Here is a 24,298-nt window from a genome sequence, read left to right on the forward strand (position 1 = left end):
TCAGGTCAGTTCTTCGGAAGGTTGACAACCGACGTGTAGGCGCTGGTCGAAGGCAGGATCAGGTTGGCCACGCGGCTCCAGTGAACCAGTGGGACCGGATCGACGTAGATCACGTCCTTGGGCTTGAGCGGGAAGCCGTCGGCCAGGGCCAGCGCCGTCGCGCTCTTCGCGTCCAGGTGATAGATGGAATAGCCGCCCTGCGGCTGGTTGCGGATCACGTAGATCTGGCGCGGGTTGGCCAGGTTGAGGTTGGCACCGCCCACCTCGGCCAGCGCATCGTTGAGCGACAGGCGGCCATTGCGCATCAGCAGGGCCTGAGGAACCAGCACTTCGCCCATCACGATCACCTTGCGCTCGTCGCGGTTGCGCACGAAGACGATGTCGCCATTCGTCAGCGGGATGCGCGACGGGTCCACGCCCGCCTGCGCCAGGCGCATCATGTCGATCGAGGTGGTAACGCCCTTGCGGGTCAGCGTGACGAAGGAGCGGTCGCCCGTGGGCGCGAAACCGCCGGCGCGATTGATCGCCTCCGGCAGGGTCATGGGAATGTCGGCGATGACGTGGATGCCAGGGTTGCGCACTTCGCCTTCGACATACACGCGCTTGCTGCGGAAGGCCTCCACCCGCACCTGCAATTGCGGGTTCTTGAAGACCCGGCTCAGGCGCTGCGACAGCAGGTCGGTCAGCTCCTGGATCGTCATGCCCTGCGCCTTGATCTGGCCGGCATAAGGGAAGTTGAGCATGCCCGAACTCGACACCATAAAGCCGGGCGCCGGCGACACCGATGCAGGGTCGGCCACGGTGGTGGGCGGCGCCGTCTGGTTGAAATAGAGCTCGGGATGGTCGTAGACGTAGATGCCGATCGTGTCGCCCACGCCAATGCGGTAGGGCTCGGGCTCGCCCAGCAGGGCCTGGACCTCCGGCCCGATGGGCTTGACCTCATCACCCTTGAGCTTGGCGATCACCTCGGGGGTGATCGACGTGATGGCGCCGTCGGGCGGCAAGTCCGCCGTGTCCGTGCCGGGCACGGGCATGGCCGTCGACTTTTCGTAACGCACCGAGTCGTAACCGGGCACGACAGCACATCCCTGGAGCAGGGCCCCGATGCACAGCAGGCTGGCGCCGTGTAGGTACAAGGACTTCAAAAAAACCTCCGCTACTGCAAAGCAGTAATACTTTTGCAATCAGTTACTGAATGTACAGGGAATGTCAACGGAAGGCCAGCCCACTTGAGAGCTATCACTAATGGCTGGGGAAAAGTCACCTTCCCGGCCGCCCCATGTAGGTCGGCAACTGACGCGCCTGTCCCATGTCCGTGCGCAGACCCACCCGGGCGGAAAAAGCTCAGGCCTGGGAAGAGACGTCGGTGCCGGCGGCGCGCTTCCAGGCCGCGGCAGCAGTTTCCTGGTCGCCGCGCTCCTCGGCCAGGCGCGCCAGCGCCTGCCAGGCCTGGCGGTGCAGGCCGATGTCCTGCAGGCCCAGGCCTGCCTGGGTCAGCAACTGCTGGGCCTTGCCCCACAGCTGGCGTTTCATGCAGGCCATGCCGGCCAGGTATTGCAGGTTGGGGTCGCGCGGGTTGTTGCGCTGGGCCGCCTCGATGCGCGCCAGCCAGTCGGCATCCACCGAATCCAGCCCGGCCTCGAGCACGCGTGCCAGCTTGACCCGCAGCCCGTCGTTGAGGCTGCGCGGATCGGCCACCATGCGCTCCCACACCGGCAGCAGCCAGGTGCGCGCCAGCGCCAGGTCGCCGCGCAGCAGCACCTGGCGCTGCGCCGCGTGGATGGCGACCTCGGCCATCTCTCGCTCCTCGGCCTCCAGCTCCGCCCAGGCGCGCATCAGCTGGCCGGCGTCATGGGCCTCGGACAGCAGGTCGGTGGCCAGGCCGCGGATGATGCTGTGCGCCGCCGTGGGCGAGAAGGCGCGGTGCTTGGCCAGCAGGCGCGCGGTTTCCAGCGCTTCCAGCGTGCGGCGGTCCATGCGCGCGGCCTTCAGGCGCAGGCGCAGGGCCAGGGTGCGGCGCTGCGCCCCGTGCGGCAATTCCTTGAGGCGGGCCAGGGCGGTGGGCGCGTCGCGGTCCTGCAGGGCCCAGTGGGCAGCACGCAACTGCACGCCTTCGCGGGTCTCGGGGCTGAGCTGGGCGCCGGCACTGGCGCTCTCGTTGAGCGCGTGCTGCATGTGGGCATCGCGCGAGGCACGGTCCTGCAGCGCGTGGGCGCTTTCCGCGCCCAGCAGATGCGCCATGGTGCGCACCTGCAGCGCCTGAGGCAGCCCGGCATCCAGCCCCTCCAGCACGTGCTCCTGCGCCAGCGCCGCCTGCGCCGCCTTGCCCGCGCGCGAGAAGCGGCCGGCCAGCAGCTGGGCCAGGGCGTCGAGCAGCGAGGCATGCACCGCCCGCTCCTTCTGCTGCAGGCGCCACTGGCGCGCCTGGCGCGGCAGCGAGAACAGGGCCGCCAGGCCGCGCAGCGCCAGATGCAGGACCACGAAGAGCGCAACCAGCCCCAGCAGCACCAGGTTGAGCGACAAGTCCACACGCCAGGGCGGCCAGAAGACGGTGATCGTTCCCTGGTTGTTGCCGGCGAACAGCGCCACCGCGGCGGCGATGCCGAAGAGGGCCAGGAGCCAGAGTGCGGCGCGCATCGTCGGTGGCGTGCCTTCAGCGCCCGGCCGCGGCCGTGGACAGCGCGGCCAGCGTCTCGTCGACGTTGGGCGCCGCGCTTTCCTTCACCTGCGCCTGCAGCTGCTGCAGCAGCGTGGCCGCGCTCTGGGTGCGGCGCGAGCGCGGGTCGAAATAGCGGTTGAGCGCAGTGGTGACCGAGGCCAACTCGTTGCGTGCCGAATCGACCTGGCGCGAAAGCAGCGACAGCCGCACGTTGAGCAGCTTGAGCTTGAGGTTCTCGCGCAGGAAGAACACGTGCTCGGGCGACACCAGCACCGCCTCGGGCTTGTCGACGCGCCCGACGCGCACCAGCGAACGCAGTTCCTGCCGCACCGACGCGAGCATGCGCTGCCACCAGGGGGCGTCCGCCGGCAGCGGGTCGGCTCCCCACAGCGGGGTGCCAGTCTGCGTGGCCACCGCATTCAAGGTGGGGATGTCGTCGACCAGACGCATCAGGTCATCGAGCTTGTGCAGCGCGTCGGCGATGTTGCCGGTGGAGGTGGCCTGGATGCGGTCGGCATCGCGCGCCAGGGCGCGCTGCAGGGGCGCCAGCCGGGGTTGCGAGGAGCGGGCGACGCGCTGCTCGCCCGCCTTGAGCGCGGCCAGCAGCGGCTCCACGTTGCCGGTGACCTGCGCCTGCTGAAGGCCAAGGCGGATGGCGGAATCGATGTCGACCACCAGGTTCTCGTCGCGCGAGCGCGAGAGGCTCTGCATCAGCTCCTCGAGCTGCGAGCGCTGCAATGTGAGTTCAGCCACGCGGGTCTCGTTGAGCGCCACCTTGGCGGCCGCGTCGCGCACCGTCTCGCTGGCCTGGCGCGCCAGCGTGCGCGCCTCGGCCGACTGCGCGAGCGCGTCGGCGCTCTGGCGCGCGAGCTGCTCCTGCATGCCGCTGACCTTCTGCCACAGCGCGATCACCATCAGCAGCGCCACGAAGGCGACTGCCGCCAGCACGCCCAGCACGAGGCGCGAGGCGTTGTGGGAAGCCGCATGCGATACCGAGGCCGCTGGCGCCGCCAGCGGGACCGGCACGCGTTCACCGTGGTCGGGCATGGCTGGGTCGGTGGAGGCAATGCTCATTGAAAGGATTCTATAGACGCCACCACGGCATCGAACTGCGCAGACGAATGGAAAACACGGCCAAAACCCGCGACCTGCGCGGCCTGCGCGATGCGCGGATGCGTGGCGACGGCAAAGGCGCCCGACCAGTCGGCCTGCGGCAGCGCCTCGCGCAGATTGGCGATGGCCTGCGAGCTGCTGAAAAGCCACAGGCTGCCGTCGGTGGCGGCCGCCATCGCGGTGCGGCGATCGTCCTCGCTCCAAGCGGGTGGAACGCGCCGGTAAGCCGCCAGCGCCTCCTGCTCGGCGCCAGCCTCGGCCACCTGGCGCGAAAGCCAATCCCGGCCGGCCGGCTGGCCGCCGGCATCGGCACCGCGCACGAACAGCACCCGAGTGCCGGCATGCACCTGCGGCTGCACGATGCGCCACAGCGACTCGGAATCGAACTGGTTGGACTGCGGGCCCGGCACGTCGATGCGGGAAAGCGGCACGCCGGCCGCCTCCAGCGCCGACGCGGTCCCGGGGCCCGTCGCCCAGCAGCGCGGGCCTTCGGCCGGCTGCGGCGACACGAGGAAGTGCTCCACCGCCGCCGCGCTGACGAACATCCAGGCGTCGAACAGGTCGGCTCGCGCGCGGGTGGCGCGCAGGGCGGCGTCGTCGCCCAGCGGCTCGATGGCCAGAAGCGGCAGCGCATGGGCATCGAGGCCGCGCTGGCGCAGTGCATCGACCCAGCGCCTTGCCTCGCGCGCCGGCCGGGTCACCAGCACGCGCCGGCCCGTCATGCGCCCACTCGCGCTCCGGCCTGGCGCAGGGATTGCGCCACCTGCTCGCCCAGTGCCTCGGCTTGCTCCGGGGTGCCGGCCTCGCCCTCGAGCTGGACGCGCACCAGGGGCGCCATGGCCTCGGCATCGCCCCAGGCGGCGTCGATGCGAAGCCGCTGGCCCTGCCAGCGGGCATGTGCGGCCAGCGGCATCGAGCAGCTGCCGCCCATGGCGCGGCTGACCGCGCGTTCGGCAGCCGTCGCCAGTGCATCGCTGGAAGAAGACAGCGGCGCCAAAAGGTCGATCAGGTCCTGCCGGGAAGCGCGCACTTCGATACCGAGGGCGCCCTGCCCTGCGGCCGGCAGCATCTCGTCCGGCTCGAAGACGGTGCGGATGCGTTCCTCGAGCCCCAGGCGTTTGAGGCCCGCGGCGGCCAGCACGATGGCGTCGTACTGGCCCTCGTCCAGCTTGCGCAGGCGCGTGTCCAGGTTGCCGCGCAGCGGCTCGATGCGAAGGTCGGGGCGCAGCGCGCGGATCAGCACCATGCGGCGCAGGCTGGAGGTGCCCACCACCGCGCCCTGCGGCAGGTCGGCCAGGCGTTCGTAGCGGGGCGAGACCAGCGCGTCGCGCGGGTCCTCGCGCTCGAGCACGCAGGCCAGGGCGAAGCCGGGCGGCAGCTCCATGGGCACGTCCTTGAGCGAATGCACCGCGAGGTCGGCGCGGCCTTCTTCGAGGGCCGCCTCGAGCTCCTTCACGAACAGGCCCTTGCCGCCCACCTTGCTGAGCGAGCGGTCCAGGATCTGGTCGCCCTGGGTGGTCATGCCCAGCAGGCTGACCGCGTGGCCGCGGGCCTCGAGCAGCGACTGAACGTGTCGTGCCTGCCACAGGGCCAGCCGGCTTTCGCGCGTGGCGATCACGAGAGGGGTCAAAGCGTGTCTCCGGCGCTGAGGAAAAAGTGCGCCGGATGCTAGCATGCTGCGTCGCAGCAACCCGCGGCGAGGACGAGGACACAACGAAGTGAAAAACAGCAAGGACAAGAAGACTTCCCCCACGCCGCGCAAGGGCAGTGACAACGACGACCATGCACTGATCGCCGACATCCGCCTGCTGGGCCGCATCCTGGGCGATGTGATCCGCGAGCAGGAGGGCGAGGCCACCTTCGAGCTGGTCGAGAAGATCCGAACCCTGTCGGTGTCCTTCCGCCGCGATGCCGACCACTCGGCCGACCGCGCGCTCAAGAACCTCCTGAAGGGCCTGTCCGCGGCGCAGACCGTGCGCGTGATCCGCGCCTTCACCTACTTCAGCCACCTGGCCAACCTGGCCGAGGACCGGCAGCAGATCCGCCGCCGCACGGAGGCCGAGCGTGCCGGCCAGAACATCGAGGGCAGCCTGGACGTGGCGCTGGCGCGCGTGCGCAAGGCGGGCGTGTCCACCGAGGCCATCGTCGAGACGCTGGCGCGCAGCTACGTCTCGCCGGTGCTCACCGCCCACCCCACCGAAGTGCAGCGCAAGAGCATCCTGGACGCCGAGCGCGGCATCGGCCAGCTGCTGGCGGCGCGCGAGGACATCCTGCTGCGCCAGCGCGTCTGGGCCAGCCAGGCCGGCGGCAAGACCGATGCGCTCACGCCGGCGGAGCTGGCGCAGAACGAGGAGCAGATCCGCACCCGCGTCACCCAGCTGTGGCAGACGCGGCTGCTGCGCTTCTCGCGCCTGACCGTGGCCGACGAAGTCGAGAACGCGCTGAGCTACTACGAGGCCACCTTCCTGCGCGAGATCCCGCGCGTGTACGCCGACCTGGAACGCGCGCTGGGCCACGACGGCGTGGCGCCCTTCCTGCGCATGGGCCAGTGGATCGGCGGCGACCGCGACGGCAACCCGAACGTCACGGCCGACACGCTGCAGTACGCGCTGCGCCGCCAGGCCGAGCTGGTGCTGCGCTACTACCTGACCGAGGTGCACTACCTGGGCGGCGAGCTCTCGCTGTCGGCCACGCTGGTGGACCTCACGCCCGAGATGCATTCGCTGGCCGAGCGCTCGCCCGACACCAGCGAGCACCGCCGCGACGAGCCCTACCGCCGCGCCCTCACCGGCATCTATGCGCGGCTGGCGGCCACGCTGCAGGTCCTCACCGGCGGCCAGGCGGCACGCCACGCCATCGCGCCGCAGAACCCCTACAAGACGGCCGCCGAGTTCCTGGCCGACCTGCGCTGCATCGAGGATTCGCTGCGCGAGAAGCATGGCGCCGCGCTGATCGGGCAGCGCCTGTCGCCGCTGGTGCGCGCCGTCGAGGTGTTCGGCTTCCACCTGGCCACGGTGGACCTGCGCCAGAGTTCCGACAAGCACGAGGCCGTCATCGCCGAACTGCTGGCCACCGCCCGCATCGAGCCGGCCTATGCCTCGCTGGCCGAGGAAGCCAAGCAGACCCTGCTGCTGCGCCTCTTGGACGAGGCCCGCCCGCTGCGCGTGCCCGACGCCGACTACTCGCCGCTGGCCAAGAGCGAGCTGGCGATCTTCGTCGCGGCCCGTGCCGCCCGCGCCACCTACGGCAGCGACGCCATCCGCCACTACATCATCAGCCACACCGAGACGGTGAGCGACCTCCTGGAGGCGCTGCTGCTGCAGAAGGAAGTGGGCCTGATGCGCGGCACGCTGGACGGCGACGCGGTGGCCGACCTGATCGTGGTGCCGCTGTTCGAGACCATCGACGACCTGCGCAACGCGGCGCCCATCGTGCGCGCCTTCTACCAGCTGCCCGGCATCGCGGCGCTGGTGCGCCGCTCGGGCGCCGAGCAGGACGTGATGCTGGGCTACTCCGACAGCAACAAGGACGGCGGCATCTTCACCAGCAATTGGGAGCTGTTCCGCTCCGGCGCGGCGCTGGTCGCGCTGTTCGACGAAATGGCCAAGGAAGCGCCCGAGGGCCAGGCCGTGCGCCTTCGCATGTTCCATGGCCGCGGCGGCACCGTGGGCCGCGGCGGCGGCCCCAGCTACCAGGCCATCCTTGCGCAGCCCCCCGGCACCGTGCGCGGGCAGATCCGCCTGACCGAGCAGGGCGAGGTGATCGGCTCCAAGTACGCCAACCGCGAGATCGGCCGGCGCAACCTCGAGACGCTGGTGGCCGCCACGCTGGAAGCCACCCTGCTGCCCACCACCAAGGCGGCGCCTGCGGCCTTCACGGCGGCGGCGGACGAACTCTCGGCCGCCAGCATGGCCGCGTACCGGGAGCTGGTCTACGGCACGCCGGGCTTCGGCGACTACTTCTTCGGCTCAACGCCCATCCGCGAGATCGCCGAGCTCAACATCGGCTCGCGCCCCGCCTCACGCAACCCCAGCCACCGCATCGAGGACCTTCGCGCGGTGCCCTGGAGCTTCAGCTGGGGCCAGTGCCGGCTCACCCTGCCCGGCTGGTACGGCTTCGGCTCGGGCGTGCAGGCCTTCCTGCAGTCCGCCGGAAGTCCGGCCAAGCGCAAGGAGCGCCTGGCACTGCTGCAGCGCATGTACGCGCAGTGGCCCTTCTTCCGCACCCTGCTGTCGAACATGGACATGGTGCTGGCCAAGAGCGACCTGGCGCTGGCCACGCGCTACGCCGAGCTGGTGGAAGACCGCAAGCTGCGAAAGAAGGTGTTCGCGATGATCGATGCCGAGTGGCACCGCACCTCGGAAGCCCTGAGTCTGGTGACGGGCGCGAAGCAGCGGCTGGAGGGCAACCTGGACATGCAGCGCTCCATCCGCTATCGCTTCCCCTACATCGACCCGCTGCACCACCTGCAGGTGGAGCTGATGCGCCGCTATCGCGCGGGCGACAGCGGCGAGCGGCTGCAGCGCGGCATCCACATCTCGATCAACGGGGTGGCGGCCGGGTTGCGTAATACCGGGTAGATGCCAAGCGCTTGACTTGCTCGGAGCGTCCGCGCAGCTGGTCCTGGTTCAGCGTGCGGGCTTGACGATCTGAGCGAGAACCGGGCCCTTGGCGGCGTCGACCAGGGTCTGGGGCTGGCTCAAGTCCCACGAAGGCAGCTTCGCCGGCGGCAGGGGCACGACCTTGTCCAGATTGGGGAACCGAAGGTCGGGGTTGTGGTACAGGGCGTCGCCAAGAGCGTCATAGCGCTCTTCACGAGCTTGGTCCTTGCTGCCGCCCACAACAGGACTACCATGCCGAAACTTAGAGCCGAGGGCATTCGCGCAAGCCTCACATCCCAGTTTGACACCCTCGTGCAAGACTCTAAGCGCGCGGGCGTTGTCACGATCACCTGTCTGCAGAACGGTGCCCAGTTCGTAGGCCGCTCGTCCGAACCCTTGAGCGAACGCGCATTCGAGCATCTGGATGGCAATGGGCAGGTTGCCCCAGAAGCCTTCCTCGGGGTTGTCGTAGGTGGCAGCGGTCGCCTTGCCGATGTGGGTGAGGGCCTGGGGGTTGCCCATGTCGGCGGCCATTTGCCAGAACGCCCAGGCGCGGCTGCCGCTGATACGGATGCCGCCCGTGCCGTTGGCGTGGTAGTTGCCCATCTTGTCGTAGGCCGCCGGGATGCCAAGACGCATCGCCTCCTCGACGATGGTCACGGCTTTGTCCGGGTCGGCTTTCACCACCGACAGGGCCTGCCCCTGGTAAGCACTTTCGCCCTCCCCCTTTTCATACAGACTGGCCAGATTCATCATGGCCTTCCAGTGCTTGCGCTGCGCAGCCTTGATCCACAGCGCCTCGGCCTTCTTCCAGTCCTTCTGGTTCTGCCACAGCGCATAGCGCGTGACGTACAGCGCCTCCTGGTTCCAGGCCTCCGCCTCTGGATCGATGGGCGGCACCGCGTTGGCTTCGTACTTGCAGGTGAAGTCCTTGCGATGCGGATCGAAGGTCTTGAGTGCCTGGTGACGCGGCAGGGGCTCTTTGGCCGCCTGGCGGTCAAACGGGTTGATGTCGCAGGCGCCCAATGCAAACAGCATGAGTACAGCCAAGACGCGCCCGGCCACGCTCATCCCTTGGCGCTGCCTTCGTCGTCATGCAGGTCCGACAAGGTGATGCGGGTGCCGCTGGGGCCGGGCTGGTTGGCGTTGTCCAACCACAGCCACTGCACCTCTTCTCGTGCAACGTCCAGGCCCAGCGTGCGAGGGTCGGGGAATGCCTGCCCCTCCTGCACATAGGCCTGGCGGTCCAGGCGATCGAAGACCTTGAACAAGGGATGCTCACGGTTCACGAGCAGGCCCACCCACACGCCGGTGCGCGGGCAGGGCTTGCTGCCCCAGCAATCCAGCCGCGGGCCTTCGGGAAGGCGCGTCAAGCGCGCCACACCCCGGCGGGCCAGGTCGTGCACGGGCGGATCGGGCAGCTTCACGGGCGTGCCCAGGTAGTGCCAGCTCACACCCTGCGGGGGTGCCCAGTCCAGTTCTTGCTTGTTTACGAATGCGAAGGTTTCGGCGCGGGCGTAGCGCTGGGGCACCTGGCCCTCGTTCCAGGCGAACTGGAACTCCCTATGCGACTCGTTCAGACGGGCGATCCAGTAGCCGCTGAAGGGAACGGCCGCTCCTTCCCTTTCAGGCGCCACGGCGTACGCCGTGTGGCTTCTGTCGGGATCGCGCCATTCGCTGGCGGGCACCACGGCGCGTTCCGGCAGCGCATAGCCCTGGGGGATGTGAGCGCGGCCGGTACGCTGTGAGCCGGGCGTCGGCTTGACGGCAGGTGCGGGAACCAGGCCCTTGGCGGCGTCGACAAGGGTCTGGGGCTGGCTCATGTCCCACGAAGGCAGCTTCGCCGGCGGCAGGGGCACGACCTTGTCCAGATTGGGGAACCGAAGGTCGGGGTTGTGGTACAGGGCGTCGCCAAGAGCGTCATAGCGCTCTTCGCGAGCTTGGTCCTTGCTTCCCCGCACTAGTGAGTCGCCATGTCGAAACGAACTGCCCAAGTACTTCGCAGCCCTTTCGCTTCCCATCTTGACGCCCTCGTGAAGAACGAAAAGTGCGCGTGATGGGTCGCGGCCGCCAACATCGAGAACCACACCGAGTTCGAGTGCAGCTTGACCAAACCCTTGACCGAACGCGCACTCAAGCATCTGGATGGCAATGGGCATGTTGCCCCAGAAGCCTTCCTCGGGGTTGTCGTAGGTGGCAGCGGTCGCCTTGCCGATGTGGGTGAGGGCCTGGGGGTTGCCCATGTCGGCGGCCATCTGCCAGAACGCCCAGGCGCGGCTGCCGCTGATGCGGATGCCGCCTGTGCCGTTGGCGTGGTAGTTGCCCATCTTGTCGTAGGCCGCCGGGATGCCAAGACGCATCGCCTCCTCGACGATGGTCACGGCTCTGTCCGGGTCGGCTTTCACCACCGACAGGGCCTGCCCCTGGTAAGCACTTTCGCCCTCCCCCTTTTCATACAGACTGGCCAGATTCATCATGGCCTTCCAATGCTTGCGCTGCGCAGCCTTGATCCACAGCGCCTCGGCTTTCTTCCAGTCCTTCTGGTTCTGCCACAGCGCATAGCGCGTGACGTACAGCGCCTCCTGGTTCCAGGCCTCCGCCTCTGGGTCGATGGGCGGCGCCGCATTGGCCTCGTACTTGCACGTGAAGTCCTTGCGATGCGGATCGAAGGTCTTGAGTGCCTGGTGACGCGGCAGGGGCTCTTTGGAGGTCTGAGAGTCGGAGGAATTCATGTTGCACGCATTCAAAAAAGCAACTGCCAATGAGGCGATCAAGAGCGAGAGGAGACGACACCTCATCGTCGTCTCACGCCCACCGTTCGTAGCTAAACTTGCTGTCGCGGAAGGTGCAGAGAAACCCTTCCAAGGGCTGCCCTTGCTTCTTGCGGCCGTCGTTTCTTTGCATCAGCTGTTGCCAATCCTCGAAGGCTCTGGCGATCAGCCTTGAGCTACCGTCAGCGCCATTGAGTGCCCCGCCTGCAATCTGCCCCCAAACCCTCTGCCGCAGATCCTTGGCCTTTCCATGGTCATCCGTTGCCATGTTGATCTCGCTGTCCGTCAACATGCTGCGCTGATTGATGTTGGCGCTGCCCAGCGTGACAAAGGCGTCGTCGATCACCATCAGCTTGCTGTGGATGTACACCTGCCTGTACCTGGCCTTGATGTCCTTGGGCCTCAGGCCACTTGCCCCGTCGTCGTAGCTCACCAGCATGGCGATGAGCACCTTCAGGCCCATGCTTTCCAGATCGCTTGCGCTGGGTTCTTGAATCGCCGCCGCGCTTGCCCCCACCTCGCTGTGCTGCGGCTCCGGCGTCATGACTTGAGCGAGCTTCGACTTCTTCCACCCTTCGATGTACTCGTCCTCCTTCTTCATCTCGACGTATTGGCCCCGGTCCTGCCCGTCATCGTCGATGTCGTGCATCTGGTCGCTGCGCCCCAGGCTCTTGACGGTGTCGAAGGTGCGCGGCTGCATCTGGGCCTTTTCGGGCTTGGGAATCACGATGAAGGCATGCAGGATTCCGGGCTTGTCTGACGGCTGCCCCGCGTTCTGGAACCATTGACGGAAGTCCTGGCGGCAGGTCTTGAGCCAGCGGGCCCACTCCTCGTACTGAAAGTACTGGTTCTCGATGTACAGGTAGTTGCGCGCGAAGCTCGAGGCCTGCCAATAGGTGTCGCGGATGGTCTGGTCCTGGTCGGTGGGCTGCGTGCGCACGATCTGCACGCGCGAGCCCTGGCCGAAGTAGTTCTTGGCGCCCAGCCTGGCCGGTTTGAGCTTGCTGGCATCGCCTCCGGCGCGCAGCCACCCGTCGGCGAAGTTGTCATTCACCCGCTGCAGCGCCCCGCCCTCGATCCGGCATGCATAGTCGCGATAGGGGTCACGCCTCACGCGAGTCGCCTTGCGCGGGTCTTCCTTCTTCAGCCGCTCGAAGGTCTCGCTCTTGCCGGTCTCGTCGTACTCGCGCCGCTCGTCGTTGAACCTGTGACTGGCGCTGTCCCAATAGTCGGTCAGCGAGTTCAGGCCCATGACGTAGCCGACGGCCTTCGCGCCGTCCTGGTACGCGTAGTCGATCATCACGGTCTTCTGGTGATGCGTGCCGGAATCCTCCAGCAAGGCTTTTTCATTCACATACGGGAACACCCCGCTGCTGCTTGGCCGCGTGTACGGGTCGGTTTTCAAGGCCCGGCGGTTGGCGTCCTTATCGCCATCGCGCATGCGTACCTCGATGAGGTGCGCGTTCTTCTTGTCCAGCGCCCAGCGCCACCACATCACGCAGTAGTCGGCGCGCTCGACAAGAGGCGTCCTGTTTGCTGCGCCCAACCGTCCAAGTCCACCGGCATCGCGCATCTGGTCTTCGGTGGATGTGCTGTTGTAGACGATGGCATCGGTGTAGCCAGGCATGTGCTTTTGGACCAATCCGCCAACGTAGCTGTACCAGATCAGCAACCGGACTTTGACGGGGTTGTCCTTGCGCGTGGCCAGGTCGTGCAGCAGTTCGCCATAGGTCTGCCCGCGCTTCCACTCGCCGCCCTTGCGCGCCAGTTCCATGCCCGGATCGAACCCCCAGCACACGAGGTCGACGCTTTGCCTGGCGTCCTTCAGGTCGGCAGCGATGGCGCCAAAGCCCTCTTCGCCGCAGATGTGGAAGGTGATCAGGTTGTTCGCCGTGATGGGATGGGTGCCCTCCTTGTGGGGCTTTTCGAGGAGCCACTGGATCGAGCCGGTGGCGCGACACGATTTCTCATCGATGTAGACCTCGTCGGCGCGATGTGTCTTGTAGTTGGCCAAGGTGAACCTTCCGATGGCGAGGGTCTGCGGGCGCTACTCGCGATGCGTGCCGCTTGCAGCGACAGGAAGTCGCCGCGCCGGCTCTAGGCGCCATCGGCGGGCAGTTCGGGAGGCGCCGATGTTCGACGCGTCAGGGGTCTGGTGGAGGAGATGCTCGTACTCGAAGAGGCTGTTGAGGGCCTCGTCGCTTGACGATCGCACGGGCCCAAGGGCTGGGCGCCGCAGGTGCGATGGAATCTCCGGGCTCGAGACGGCAAGCGTGCGCGACGAAGCGCCGCAAAATGCAGACATGATCACTCCCCGAATTCTTGTAGGAGCGATCAGTCTGCACCACGCCGCGCTCGAGCGGTCCCGCTCAATAGGGGCTACTTTTCCCGAAGTGCTCTCGGAAAAATCTCGACAAGAACGTCAGGCTAGCGAGCGTAACTTTGCGTCAATATCCTCGCCGAGCAATTGACGATTTTTCTGGCGTCTGCTTCGGTTCCAACAAGCAAGTCGGCAGCCGACACTGCAATTGCCATGGCGACGTAATCAACTTCCAGGGATGCCCTACTTGGGCCAACGGCTAGCGCTTGCTGCCGCGCCCCACGCCGGTGTAGTCGAAGCCGGCGTCGCGCATCGCCCACGGCTCGAAGAGATTGCGCCCATCGAAGATCACGGGCGCCTTGAGCGTGGATTTCAGGCGCTCCAGGTGGGGCGCCTTGTAGGCCTTCCACTCGGTCACGATCACCAGCGCATCGGCGCCCTCGGCCGCCTGCATGGGGCTGGCGACGAAGCGGATGTTCTGCAGCAGTTGCGGCGCGTCGGCGAAGTCCAGCGCCAGCGCTCGCTTCGCTTCATCCACCGCCACGGGGTCGTGCGCCGCGACCTGCGCACCGGCACGAAGCAATGCGCCGATGAGCACGCGGCTGGGCGCCTCGCGCATGTCGTCGGTGTTGGGCTTGAAGGCCAGGCCCCAGAGGGCAAAGCTGCGGTCGCTCAGGTCGGGGCCGAAGCGCTCCAGGATCTTGTCCACCAGCACCGACTTCTGCGCGTCGTTCACCGACTTCACCGCATCCAGCACCTTCAGGTGCTGGCCGTACTCGCTCGCGGTGTGCACCAGCGCGGCCACGTCCTTGGGAAAGCAGCTGCCGCCGTAGCCGGTGCCGGCATACAAGAAGCTGTAGCCGATGCGCGGGTCCGAGCCCATGCCCTGGCGCACCAGCTCGATGTCGGCGCCCACGCGGTCGGCCAGGTTGGCCAGCTCGTTCATGAAGCTGATGCGCGTGGCCAGCATGGCGTTGGCCGCGTACTTGGTGAACTCGGCCGAGCGCACGTCCATCACGCGGGTGCGCTCGTGGTTGCGGTTGAAGGGCGCGTAGAGCTTGCGCATCACGGCCAAAGCCTGCGCGCCCGCCTCGTCGTCCGACACGCCCAGCACGATGCGGTCGGGGCGCATGAAGTCGTCGACGGCGGCGCCTTCCTTCAGGAACTCGGGGTTGCTCACCACCGCAAAGCCGATGTCGCCGCGGCCGCGCTTGTCCAGCTCTTCCTGGATCACCGCGCGCACCTTGTCGGCGGTGCCCACCGGCACGGTGGACTTGTCGACCACCACCTTGAAGCCTTCCATGTGGCGGCCGATGTTGCGCGCTGCCGCCAGCACGTACTGCAGGTCGGCGCTGCCGTCCTCGTCCGACGGCGTGCCCACCGCGATGAACTGCACGTCGCCGTGCTTCACGGCAGCGACGGCGTCTGTGGAGAAGATCAGGCGCTCGGCCCCCAGGTTCTGCTGCACGAGCTCAGCCAGGCCGGGTTCGTAGATGGGAATGTCGCCGCCGTTGAGGGTCGCGATCTTGGCGGGGTCCACGTCCAGACAGAACACGTGGTTGCCCAGGTCGGCCAGGCAGGTTCCGGTGACCAGGCCCACATAGCCGGTGCCGATGATGGTGATGTTCATTTATCGCAAATGGGGTTTCGCTCAGGCCGCCTGCGTGCCGGACAGGAGTTGGTCGAAGTAGGCGATGGTCTTGCCCAGCCCTTCGTCGAGCTGCGTCCTGGGCGTCCAGCCGCCCAGGTGTTCCTGCGCAAGCGAGATGTCCGGCCGGCGCTGCTTCGGGTCGTCGGCAGGCAGGGGCATCCGCACCAGCTTACTGCGCGATCCGGTCAGTTCGATGACTTTCTCGGCCAGCTCCAGCATGGAGAACTCGCCCGGGTTGCCGATGTTCACCGGCCCGGGGAAGTCGTCGCCGGTGGCCATCAGGCGCAGCATGGCCTCGATCAGGTCGTCCACGTAGCAGAAGCTGCGCGTCTGGCTGCCGTCGCCGTAGATGGTGATGTCCTGCCCGCGCAGGGCCTGCACGATGAAGTTGGAGACCACCCGCCCATCGTTGGTGTGCATGCGCGGGCCGTAGGTGTTGAAGATGCGCGCCACCTTGATGCGCAGCTTGTGCTGGCGGTGGTAATCGAAGAACAGCGTCTCGGCGCAGCGCTTGCCCTCGTCGTAGCAACTGCGGATGCCGATGGGGTTCACACGGCCCCAGTACTGCTCGACCTGCGGATGGATCTCGGGGTCGCCATACACCTCACTGGTGGATGCCTGCAGGATCTTGGCGCGCACCCGCTTTGCCAAGCCCAGCATGTTGATGGCGCCGTGCACGCTGGTCTTGGTGGTCTGCACCGGGTCGTGCTGGTAGTGGATGGGCGAGGCCGGGCAGGCCAGGTTGAAGATCTCGTCCACTTCCACGTACAGGGGAAAGGTCACGTCGTGGCGCATCAGCTCGAACTGCGGGCTGGGCAGCAGGTGCTCGATGTTGCGCTTGGTGCCGGTGAAGAAATTGTCCACGCACAGCACGTCGTGGCCGGCGGCGATCAGCCGGTCGCACAGGTGGCTGCCCAGGAAGCCGGCACCGCCGGTGACTAGGATGCGTTTGGACGGGTTGTATTGGCGCATGAAGGGCTCACTCCCAGATTCGGGTTGTTGTCGTCGGTCATCGAATTCATCTCGTAGATCTTGGCGTCCACGAGCATGCGGAACCACAGGGCCTGGAAGAAGGCGAAGTAGAAACCCGCCTTGCCGTCCAGGAAGCCCAGGCGGAAGAAGTAGCGATAGAAGAAGTAGCTGATGGCCCGCACGCCGATGGGCAGGCGGTAGTACAGCTGCTTGATGAAGCGCGTGCGCTCGCGGGCGTCGCCCAGCAGGCGCGGCTGCAGCACGTCGTCGCCCACCGACTGCGGGCCCGACTTCTCGCGCGCCTCGGCATCGCTCCATCGGTTGTGGCGGGCGATCCAGTCGCTCAGCTGCAGCGCGTTCTTGTCGTGCATGAAGCCCTGCAGGCGCGCGCTGGTGCGCTGGGCACCCACCAGGATGAAGTGCTGGTCGTACAGGCGCGCCTCGCAACGCCCCGCGCCGCTCCTGAAAAGACGCAGGTGCCAGGGATTGACGCCCGAATACCGCAGCATCTTGCCCATGAAGTAGTCGCGCCGGCGCAGCATGTAGGCATCGTGGCGGGCGCCGCCGGCAAGAAGCGCGCGGATCTCCTGCACGGAGGTGTCGTCCAGCACCTCGTCGGCGTCCAGGTGCAGCTGCCAGTCGCAGTCTTCCTCCACCTGCGCGATGGCCCAGTTGCGCTGCTCGCTGTAGTTGGTGAACGGGCGCTGCACCACGGTGCAGCCCAGCTCCTGCAGGATCTGGACGGTGCCGTCCGTGGAGCCGGAATCCACGGCGTAGACATGCGGACTCACCCGCAGGGCGGCCGTGACGGTCTCGCGGATGATGCCGGCCGAATTGAAGGTCAGCAGCACAACCACGCAGTTCTTCTTCGGCGTGCCGGCGGTCGGGTTCGGGGCTTCGTTCATTGGATGCGGCGCTTGCGGATGGGCTTGGCCGGGTTGCCGGAATAGATGGTCCAGGGCTCCAGTTCGCCGAAGGCGACGGCCCGCGCGCCCAGCACCGCGCCTTCGCCGATGCGGGCACCGGGCCCGACGAAGGCCTCGGCCGCGATCCAGGCCTTGGCACCGATGCGGATGGGCTTGGCCACCAGTTGGAATTCGGGGCTGTCGCAGTCGTGGGTGCCGGCGCACAGATGGGCGCCCTGCGACACCAGCACGTCCTCGCCCAGCGAGATCGGGCCCATGGAGTAGACGTTCACCTTCGGGCCGATCACCGCGCCCCGCTCCATCTCCAGATGGGCCGGGAACCAGACCTTGGCGCTGCCGCGCACGTCGCTGCCCGCCGCCATCCGGGCGCCGAAACAGCGCAGCAAGAAGCGGCGCCAGGGCGCCAGCTGGCGCGGCGTCCAGGCGGCGCCTAGCAGCCAGACGCCGATCCACGCGGCACGGGTCATGCGGTTTCCCAGGGAGAAGCTCGGCCCCCCCTGGGCGGGCGCCGATTGACGAGCGTTGAGAATTGTCACTGGACGTTGCAGAAATTGGACCTGTCGAGCGTCTCGCACTGCAGCAATGATGTCAACACAATTTCTTACATAGGCCGTTTGCCCAGGGGGTCCTACACGCCCAATAAGCCCAATAAGAAGAGCGATCAGTCGCCCAGCAATTCGCCGATGGGCTGCAGGTCTTCCACCCGGTCGCAGACGGCCTTGATCACCATCATGACCGGCACCCCCAGCAGCAGTCCCCAGATGCCCCAGAGCCAGCCCCAGAAGATGACACCGACGAACACCGCCACCGGGTTCATCCGGCTGGTTCGGCTGGTCAGCCAGGGGGTGAGCAGGTTGCCCACCAGGGTGTGGATGACCAGCGAGACCCCGCCGATGGCCAGGGCCATCTCGATGCTGTTGAACTGCAGGAAGGCCACCAGCGCCGAGGCCGCCATGACGATCAGCGAGCCCACGTAGGGAATGAGGTTGGTGACGGCCGCCAGGATCCCCCACACCGCCGCGTTCTCCAGGCCCAGCGCCCAGAAGGCGATGCCGGTGGCCAGCCCGACGATCGCGCTGGTCAGGATCTGGACCAGCAGGTAGCGCTCGATCTGGGCCGTGATGTCGTCCAGCACCTTCACGGTCACCTTCTTTTCCGCCCAGCTGGGGGCCATGTGCACCAGCTTGCGCCTGAAGGTGTCACCGGAGCACAGGGCGAAGTAGGTCAGGAAGGCAATCAGGGTGAGCTGGCCGACGGCCGTGACCAGGCCCAGGGTGCCGGTGATCAGGTAGTCGCGCACGTTGAAGCCGGGCCGCTCGATGACCACCCGCTGCACGCCGCGGGGTGCGGTGACCTTGGCGGCGTTTTCCTGCGCCGCCTGTTCCAGCTGGGAGGCCGCCTTCTGTACCGTGTCCAGGGGATTGGCCGTGGTGGGCTTGGCGCGCACCGCCTGGCGCAGCTTCTGCGCCGCCGCCGGCAGCGCGTCGAGCAGCTCCGAGGCACTGTCGGACAGGCGATAGCCGGTCCAGCCCAGTGCGCCTGCCAGGCTCAGCAGCACGATGGCCGCGCCCAGCCAGCGCGGCAGGTGCCAGCGCTCCAGCCGGTCGACCAGCGGCGCCAGCGCGTAGGTGGCCATCAGGCTGAGCATGAGCGGGATGAACACCGCCGCGGCCCAGTGCAGGGCGAAGACCACGGCCAGCACCGCCAGCATGGCCAGCGAGGCGCTGCGCACGTCCACCGGCATGTGCAGCAGCACGCGTTCGCGCTCGACCTCCGCCTGGGCCTCTGCCTGCGCGGCCGCGTCGACCAACGCAGCCGGTTCTGGTGCCTGCGCCAAGGGCGGCACCGGGCCGGGCGCCGGCGTGTCGGATTGCGGACTGCGCGACTCGTCGGCCATCACGCCTCCTTGAGCGCGTCGCGCACCGCCGCCAGCTGTCGGCGCGACACCACCACCGGCTCGTTGATGCCGTGCAGGCGCAATGCCCAGCCCTCGGCGTCCTCGCCGATGTCGTACTTTTCCAGGGCGCGGATGGCATCGCGCGCCACCAGGGCGTTGCGGTGCACGCGCACGAAGCGCTTGGGGTAGCGCTCCTCGAAATCGGCCAGCGAGCCATCCAGGATGTGGCTGCGCAGCGCCGTGCGCACCGTCAGGTACTTCAGCTCCGACTTCAGGTACAGCACCTCCGCCAGCGGCACCCGCTCCGCCCGGCCGCGGTCCTGGATGAGCAGCGTCTCCTGGGCGTCCAGGCCCTGGCTGCGGCGGTCCTTGAGGAAGCGCTCGGCCTTCTGCAGCGCCTGCTGCAGGCGTTCGGCCCGCACCGGCTTGGTCAGGTAGTCCACCGCCTCCAGCTCGAAGGCGGTGACCGCGTGCGAGGCATGGGCGGTGACGAAGACCACCGCCGGCGCCTGGACCATGTTGCGCACGGTGCGCACCAGCTCGATGCCGTCGATGCCCGGCATGTGGATGTCGGCCAGCACCAGGTCGAAGCCGCCCTGCCCGAGCAATCTCAGGGCCTGCTCGCCATCGGCCGCCTCGGCCAGCACCGCCGCCCCGGGCGCGCTGCAGTCGCCCAGCAGGGTGCGCAGGCGCGACCGGGCCAGGGATTCGTCGTCGACGATCAGGGTCCGCAAGGGGGTGCTCATGGTCCTTCGCTGCTCCTCTTTCTTATTTCTTATTCCCGGTTCGGCGCCGGGATGTCGATGCGCACGCGGTAGTTGTCCTGGTCGACGCCGGCACGGAACTGCGCCTGCACGTCGTGCAGCAGGCGCAGCCGGTCGCGCACGTTGGCCAGCGCGATGCCGTGGCCGCGCGGCAGCGGTTGCTCGGCCCAGCGCAGCGGCGGCAGGGTGTTGGTGACCTCGATCACCACCCGGGCGCCGCGGCGCTCGGTGCGGATGCGCAGCTTGCCGCCCTTGGGGCTGGGCTCCACGCCGTGCTTCACCGCGTTCTCCACCAGCGGCTGCAGCAGCAAGGGCGGCAGGCGGGCACTGCTGGCCGCCGCGTCCAGGTCCCAGCGGATGCGCAGGCGATCGCCGAAGCGCACCTGCTCGATCGCCAGGTAGCGCTCGGCCAGGCCGATCTCGTCGGCCAATGTCACCGAGTCGCGCGGATCGGCCAGCGCCTGGCGGAACAATTCGGCCAGGTCTTCCAGCAGGGTCTCGGCCTTGGCCGGCTCCTCGCGCACCAGCGCGATGGCGCTGTTGAGCGTGTTGAACAGGAAATGCGGGCGGATGCGCGACTGCAGGTCTTCCAGCTTGGCCGCCGTGGCCGCCGGCATGCGGCTGCTCGCCCGCAGCACCAGCCAGCCCATGGCCACCGCCGAGAAAAGGACGCCACCCAGCGCGCTGGCCACCCAGGGCGCCACCGCCAGGGCCCCGGTCACCCGAAGCAAGCCGCAGCCGTAGAGCCCTGCCAGAGCGCCCAGCACCGCCCCGGTGCCGTACTGCATCGCCGGCCGCCAGCGGGCCATGCGCCTGTGCAGGGCGCACACGGCCACCAGCCACAGCAGCACGGCCGGCAATGCGCCGCCGGTGAGTGTCGCCACCTGCCCCAGCCAGTCGGCCGGCCCGGTCGCCACGAAGAGCGCCAGCACCGCCAGCACCGCCTGCACGAAGAGCACGGCGCGCAACACCACGCCGACCTGGCACACGTCGAAGACGGCCGGCGGCGTAGGCGGCGTTGCGGTCGCCGCCTGCCCCTCGTCCTGCGAGGCGGGCGGGCGAAGCCGGACGGCCGATAAAATCGACAGGTTGCGCACTTAAAGAAACATTGGGTGACAAGCCCATTATTGCCTCCCATGTCCGAAAACCAACTCGACAAGAAGTCCGAAGCCTGGTCCGCCCTGTTCTCCGAACCGATGAGCGAACTGGTGCAGCGCTACACCGCCAGCGTGTTCTTCGACAAGCGCCTGTGGCAGGCCGACATCGACGGCTCCCTGGCCCACGCCGGCATGCTCGCCGCCCAGAAGATCATCTCGGCGCAGGACCTCGCCGCGATCGAAGGTGGGATGAAGCAGATTCGCGAGGAGATCGAATCCGGCCGCTTCGACTGGAAGCTGGAGCTGGAGGATGTCCACCTGAACATCGAGGCCCGCCTCACCCAGCTGGTGGGCGACGCCGGCAAGCGCCTGCACACCGGCCGCAGCCGCAACGACCAGGTGGCCACCGACGTGCGCCTGTGGCTGCGCGGCGAGATCGACCTCATCGGCGGCCTGCTGGTGGACCTGCAGAAGGCGCTGATCGCCATCGCCGAGAAGAACGTCGAGGTGATCCTGCCCGGCTTCACCCACCTGCAGGTGGCCCAGCCGGTGAGCTTCGGCCACCACATGCTGGCCTACGTTGAAATGTTCAGCCGCGACGCCGAGCGCCTGCTGGACGTGCGCAAGCGCCTGAACCGCCTGCCGCTGGGCGCCGCCGCCCTGGCCGGCACCAGCTACCCGCTGGACCGCGAGCTGGTCGCCAGGACGCTGGGCATGGACGGCGTCTGCCAGAACAGCCTGGACGCGGTGAGCGACCGCGACTTCGCCATCGAGTTCAGCGCCGCCGCCAGCCTGTGCATGGTGCACATCAGCCGCTTCTCGGAAGAACTCATCCTGTGGATGAGCCAGAACTTCAGCTTCATCCAGATCGCCGACCGCTTCACCACCGGCTCGTCGATCATGCCGCAGAAGAAGAACCCCGACGTGCCCGAACTGGCGCGCGGCAAGACCGGCCGCGTGGTGGGCCACCTGATGGGCCTGATCACCCTCATGAAGGGCCAGCCCCTGGCCTACAACAAGGACAACCAGGAAGACAAGGAGCCACTGTTCGACACCGTCGACACGCTCAAGGACACCTTGCGCATCTTTGCCGAGATGGTGGACGGCATCACGGTGAAGAAGGACGCGATGGAAGCCGCCGCCTTGCGCGGCTATGCCACCGCCACCGACCTGGCCGACTACCTGGTGAAGAAGGGCCTGCCCTTCCGGGACGCGCACGAGACGGTGGCGCATGCGGTGAAGGCCGCCATCTCGCACCAGTGCGACCTGTCGGACCTCCCGCTGACGGTGCTGCAGGGCTTCCACCCCAGCATCGAGAAGGACGTGTTCGACGTGCTGTCGCTGCGCGGCTCGCTCAATGCCCGCAACGTGCTGGGCGGCACGGCCCCGGTGCAGGTCAAGGCGCAGATCGCGCGCCACAAGAAGCGGCTGGGCTGAGGGCTTCGCCGCCCGGCTTTCAGCTCCTGCTGTCGGCCGTGGCGCGGGCGGCCGGAGGGAAGCGCACGGCGACGCGCAGGCCGCCCAGGCGCTCGGAGCGGTCCAGCATCACCGTGGCGCCATGCTTGTCCGCGATGGCGCGCACGATCGCCAGGCCCAGCCCGCTGCCCTCGGCCGTGCTGTTGCCGTCGGCCAGGCGGTAGAAGCGGTCGAAGGCGCGCTCGCGCTCGGCCTCGGGAATGCCCGGGCCGTTGTCCTCCACGACCAGCACGGGCGTGCCGTTGCCGGCCAGCGTGACGTCCACGTGCCCGCCCTCGGGCGCGTACTTGACGGCGTTGTCCACCAGGTTGCCCAGCAGCACGCGCAGGGCCGCCGCATCGCCCTGCACCTGCAAGGGGTCGGCCTGCACCACGCCCAGGTCGATGCCGCGCGCCTGCGCATGCGGCAGCGCGGCGCTCACGCACTGGGCGACGATGTCGTCCAGGCGCACCGGCCCGATCGGCGCAGCGCTGGCCGCCTCGCCCGATTCCTGCCGCGCCAGCACCAGCAGCTGCCCCACCAGGTGGATGGCGCGCTCGATGCCGCCCTGCAGCCGCGTGATCGCAAGCTCGCGCGTCGACGGGTCGGCGGCGCGGCGCAAGGCCTCGGCCTGCAGCTTCAGCGCGGTGAGCGGCGAGCGCAATTCGTGCGCCGCATCGGCCACGAAGTTCTTCTGCGCCTTGAAGGCCGAATCGACGCGGCCGAACAGCAGGTTCAGCTCGTGCACCAGGGGCCGCACCTCGTCGGGCAGGCCCTGCTCGGACAGCGGCGAGAGGTCGCTGTCGGCCCGCTGGGCCACGTGGCGGCGCATCCGCTCCACCGGCGCCAGCGAGCGGGTGATGATCCAGCCCACCACCAGCATCAGCAGCGGCGCCATCAGCGCCATCGGCCAGGTGGCACGCAGCGCCAGGCCGCGGGCGCGGGCCTCGCGGGCGTCCATGTCCTGGGCGATCTGCACCGTCTGCATGGGCGTCTGCAGCGAATAGACGCGAAAGCGCCGGCCTCCCACCGTGGCGTCGGAGAAGCCCAGCACCGCGCGCGGCGGCAGGGCCGAGCGGGCCGAGCGGAACATCTGCGTGCCGTCGGGCCCCCAGATCTGCACGAACAGGTCGTAGCCCTCGCGCCCGCTGTCGTCGCCGTCGAAGCCCAGGCCCAGCGGCACGCCGCCGCGCAGCGAATGGGCCATCTGCTGCAGGTGCAGGTCGAAGGTGGCGTCGGCATCGCGCAATGCGCTGCGGTAGGCCGCCGCGCCCAGCGCCGCGGCCGCCAGCAGGATGGAGGCGAAGACGAAGCCCAGCAGCCGCCACTTCAGCGAGAAGCCATGGCCCCTCATTCGCGCGGCACCAGGTAGCCCAGGCCGCGCACCGTCTGGATGAAGCCGCTGCCCAGCTTCTTGCGCAGGCCGTGGACGTAGACCTCCACCGCGTTGCTGCTGATCTCGTCCTTCCAGCCGTAGAGCTTTTCTTCCAGCTGCGTGCGCGAGAGCACGATCCCCGGGCGGGCGATGAGCGGCTCCAGCACCGCCCATTCCTTGGCCGACAGGATCACCGGCTGGCCGTTGAAGGTGGCTTCGCGGGTGGCCGGATTCAGGCTCACGCCGTGGGCGGTGAACACCGGCTCGGCCTGGCCGGCGCCGCGGCGCAGCAGCGCGCGGATGCGGGCCAGCAGCTCGCTCATGTCGTAGGGCTTGAGCACGTAGTCGTCGGCGCCTGCATCGAGCCCGGCCACGCGGTCGGCCACTGCATCGCGGGCGGTGGCCACCAGCACCGGCACCTTGTCGCGGCGCTGGCGCAGGGCGCGCAGCACCTCGAGGCCATCGCGCTTGGGCAGGCCCAGGTCCAGCAGGACCAGGTCATAGGACTGCGAGCGCAGCGCCGTATCCGCCATCGCGCCGTCGCGCACCCAGTCCACGGCGTAGTGCTGCTCGGCGCGAAGCAGTTCGAGCAGGGCTTCGCCGATCATGGTGTCGTCTTCGACGAGTAGGAGGCGCATGGCGCGCATTGTCCCGCTTCGCCTTAAGCCCGGCTGAAAAAAGCGTCACCTATGATCAG

Annotated in this window: 19 protein-coding genes; 2 read left to right on the forward strand and 17 right to left on the reverse strand. The window is 68.1% G+C overall.

All coding sequences use genetic code 11. The features are described 5' to 3' along the window. Window positions 1–5: 5 nt before the first annotated feature. From BM345_RS04850 to hemC, 5 genes are all read right to left on the reverse strand, one after another. Window positions 6–1,076, reverse strand: coding sequence for a polysaccharide biosynthesis/export family protein (locus BM345_RS04850; protein ID WP_254789531.1), 1,071 nt, complete (start codon window positions 1,074–1,076; stop codon window positions 6–8). A 268-nt stretch (window positions 1,077–1,344) separates the two neighbouring features. Continuing rightward, on the reverse strand, window positions 1,345–2,637 hold the full coding sequence (locus tag BM345_RS04855; RefSeq protein WP_093376090.1) for a heme biosynthesis protein HemY: 1,293 nt from the start codon (window positions 2,635–2,637) through the stop codon (window positions 1,345–1,347). A 16-nt stretch (window positions 2,638–2,653) separates the two neighbouring features. Further along, on the reverse strand, window positions 2,654–3,574 hold the full coding sequence (locus tag BM345_RS04860) for a uroporphyrinogen-III C-methyltransferase (protein WP_254789563.1): 921 nt from the start codon (window positions 3,572–3,574) through the stop codon (window positions 2,654–2,656). 155 nt (window positions 3,575–3,729) lie between these two features. Next, complete coding sequence (locus BM345_RS04865) at window positions 3,730–4,494, reverse strand: uroporphyrinogen-III synthase (protein ID WP_093376094.1); 765 nt, start codon at window positions 4,492–4,494, stop codon at window positions 3,730–3,732. Then, window positions 4,491–5,447 carry a hydroxymethylbilane synthase gene (gene hemC, locus BM345_RS04870; protein WP_093376096.1) on the reverse strand — a complete coding sequence of 319 codons (957 nt, stop codon included), beginning with the start codon at window positions 5,445–5,447 and terminating at the stop codon, window positions 4,491–4,493. Before hemC ends, BM345_RS04865 begins: the two co-directional genes overlap by 4 nt. Here hemC and ppc point away from each other — a divergent pair. Further along, entirely contained in the window at window positions 5,446–8,352 is a 2,907-nt protein-coding gene (gene ppc / locus BM345_RS04875; RefSeq protein WP_093376098.1) for a phosphoenolpyruvate carboxylase, read from the forward strand. The genes hemC and ppc overlap by 2 nt on opposite strands. Window positions 8,353–8,400: 48 nt before the next feature. Here the strand turns inward: ppc and BM345_RS04880 are convergent, their stop codons facing one another. The 10 genes from BM345_RS04880 to BM345_RS04925 form a co-directional block, all read right to left on the reverse strand. After that, the gene (locus BM345_RS04880) at window positions 8,401–9,444 is read right to left on the reverse strand and encodes an SEL1-like repeat protein (protein WP_093376100.1); all 1,044 of its coding nucleotides are present in this window, start codon (window positions 9,442–9,444) and stop codon (window positions 8,401–8,403) included. After that, window positions 9,441–11,147, reverse strand: coding sequence for an SEL1-like repeat protein (locus BM345_RS04885; RefSeq protein ID WP_175544900.1), 1,707 nt, complete (start codon window positions 11,145–11,147; stop codon window positions 9,441–9,443). The genes BM345_RS04880 and BM345_RS04885 overlap by 4 nt, the downstream gene beginning before the upstream one ends. 31 nt (window positions 11,148–11,178) lie before the next feature. Beyond that, on the reverse strand, window positions 11,179–13,158 hold the full coding sequence (locus BM345_RS04890) for a phospholipase D-like domain-containing protein (RefSeq protein WP_093376102.1): 1,980 nt from the start codon (window positions 13,156–13,158) through the stop codon (window positions 11,179–11,181). Window positions 13,159–13,723: 565 nt separating this feature from the next. Beyond that, complete coding sequence (locus tag BM345_RS04895) at window positions 13,724–15,094, reverse strand: UDP-glucose dehydrogenase family protein (protein ID WP_093376104.1); 1,371 nt, start codon at window positions 15,092–15,094, stop codon at window positions 13,724–13,726. Window positions 15,095–15,115: 21 nt separating this feature from the next. Beyond that, complete coding sequence (locus BM345_RS04900) at window positions 15,116–16,087, reverse strand: UDP-glucuronic acid decarboxylase family protein (RefSeq protein ID WP_093376106.1); 972 nt, start codon at window positions 16,085–16,087, stop codon at window positions 15,116–15,118. Continuing rightward, window positions 16,054–16,992, reverse strand: coding sequence for a glycosyltransferase family 2 protein (locus BM345_RS04905; RefSeq protein WP_093376108.1), 939 nt, complete (start codon window positions 16,990–16,992; stop codon window positions 16,054–16,056). Before BM345_RS04905 ends, BM345_RS04900 begins: the two co-directional genes overlap by 34 nt. Next, a complete protein-coding gene (locus BM345_RS04910; protein WP_093376110.1) occupies window positions 16,989–17,480 on the reverse strand; it encodes an LbetaH domain-containing protein in 492 nt (163 codons plus the stop codon). Before BM345_RS04910 ends, BM345_RS04905 begins: the two co-directional genes overlap by 4 nt. Before the next feature lie 194 nt (window positions 17,481–17,674). Further along, entirely contained in the window at window positions 17,675–18,910 is a 1,236-nt protein-coding gene (locus BM345_RS04915; protein WP_093376112.1) for an AI-2E family transporter, read from the reverse strand. Then, window positions 18,910–19,656 (reverse strand): LytR/AlgR family response regulator transcription factor, encoded by a 747-nt coding sequence (locus tag BM345_RS04920; protein WP_093376114.1) that lies wholly within the window; start codon window positions 19,654–19,656, stop codon window positions 18,910–18,912. Before BM345_RS04920 ends, BM345_RS04915 begins: the two co-directional genes overlap by 1 nt. A gap of 29 nt (window positions 19,657–19,685) precedes the next feature. Next, window positions 19,686–20,771: a sensor histidine kinase gene (locus tag BM345_RS04925; RefSeq protein WP_093376116.1), complete on the reverse strand. Its 1,086-nt coding sequence runs from the start codon at window positions 20,769–20,771 to the stop codon at window positions 19,686–19,688. 39 nt (window positions 20,772–20,810) lie between these two features. Between BM345_RS04925 and argH the strand changes: the two genes are divergently transcribed. After that, window positions 20,811–22,208, forward strand: a complete 1,398-nt coding sequence (gene argH / locus BM345_RS04930; protein ID WP_093376118.1) for an argininosuccinate lyase — start codon at window positions 20,811–20,813, stop codon at window positions 22,206–22,208. 19 nt (window positions 22,209–22,227) lie between these two features. Here argH and BM345_RS04935 read toward each other — a convergent pair whose 3' ends face one another. Both BM345_RS04935 and BM345_RS04940 read right to left on the reverse strand, forming a co-directional pair. Further along, window positions 22,228–23,580 carry an ATP-binding protein gene (locus BM345_RS04935; RefSeq protein ID WP_093376120.1) on the reverse strand — a complete coding sequence of 451 codons (1,353 nt, stop codon included), beginning with the start codon at window positions 23,578–23,580 and terminating at the stop codon, window positions 22,228–22,230. Further along, on the reverse strand, window positions 23,577–24,239 hold the full coding sequence (locus tag BM345_RS04940; protein WP_093376257.1) for a response regulator: 663 nt from the start codon (window positions 24,237–24,239) through the stop codon (window positions 23,577–23,579). The genes BM345_RS04935 and BM345_RS04940 overlap by 4 nt, the downstream gene beginning before the upstream one ends. Window positions 24,240–24,298: the final 59 nt, after the last annotated feature.

The organism is Variovorax sp. OV329 (assembly GCF_900114785.1).
Classification (GTDB): Bacteria; Pseudomonadota; Gammaproteobacteria; order Burkholderiales; family Burkholderiaceae_C; genus Variovorax.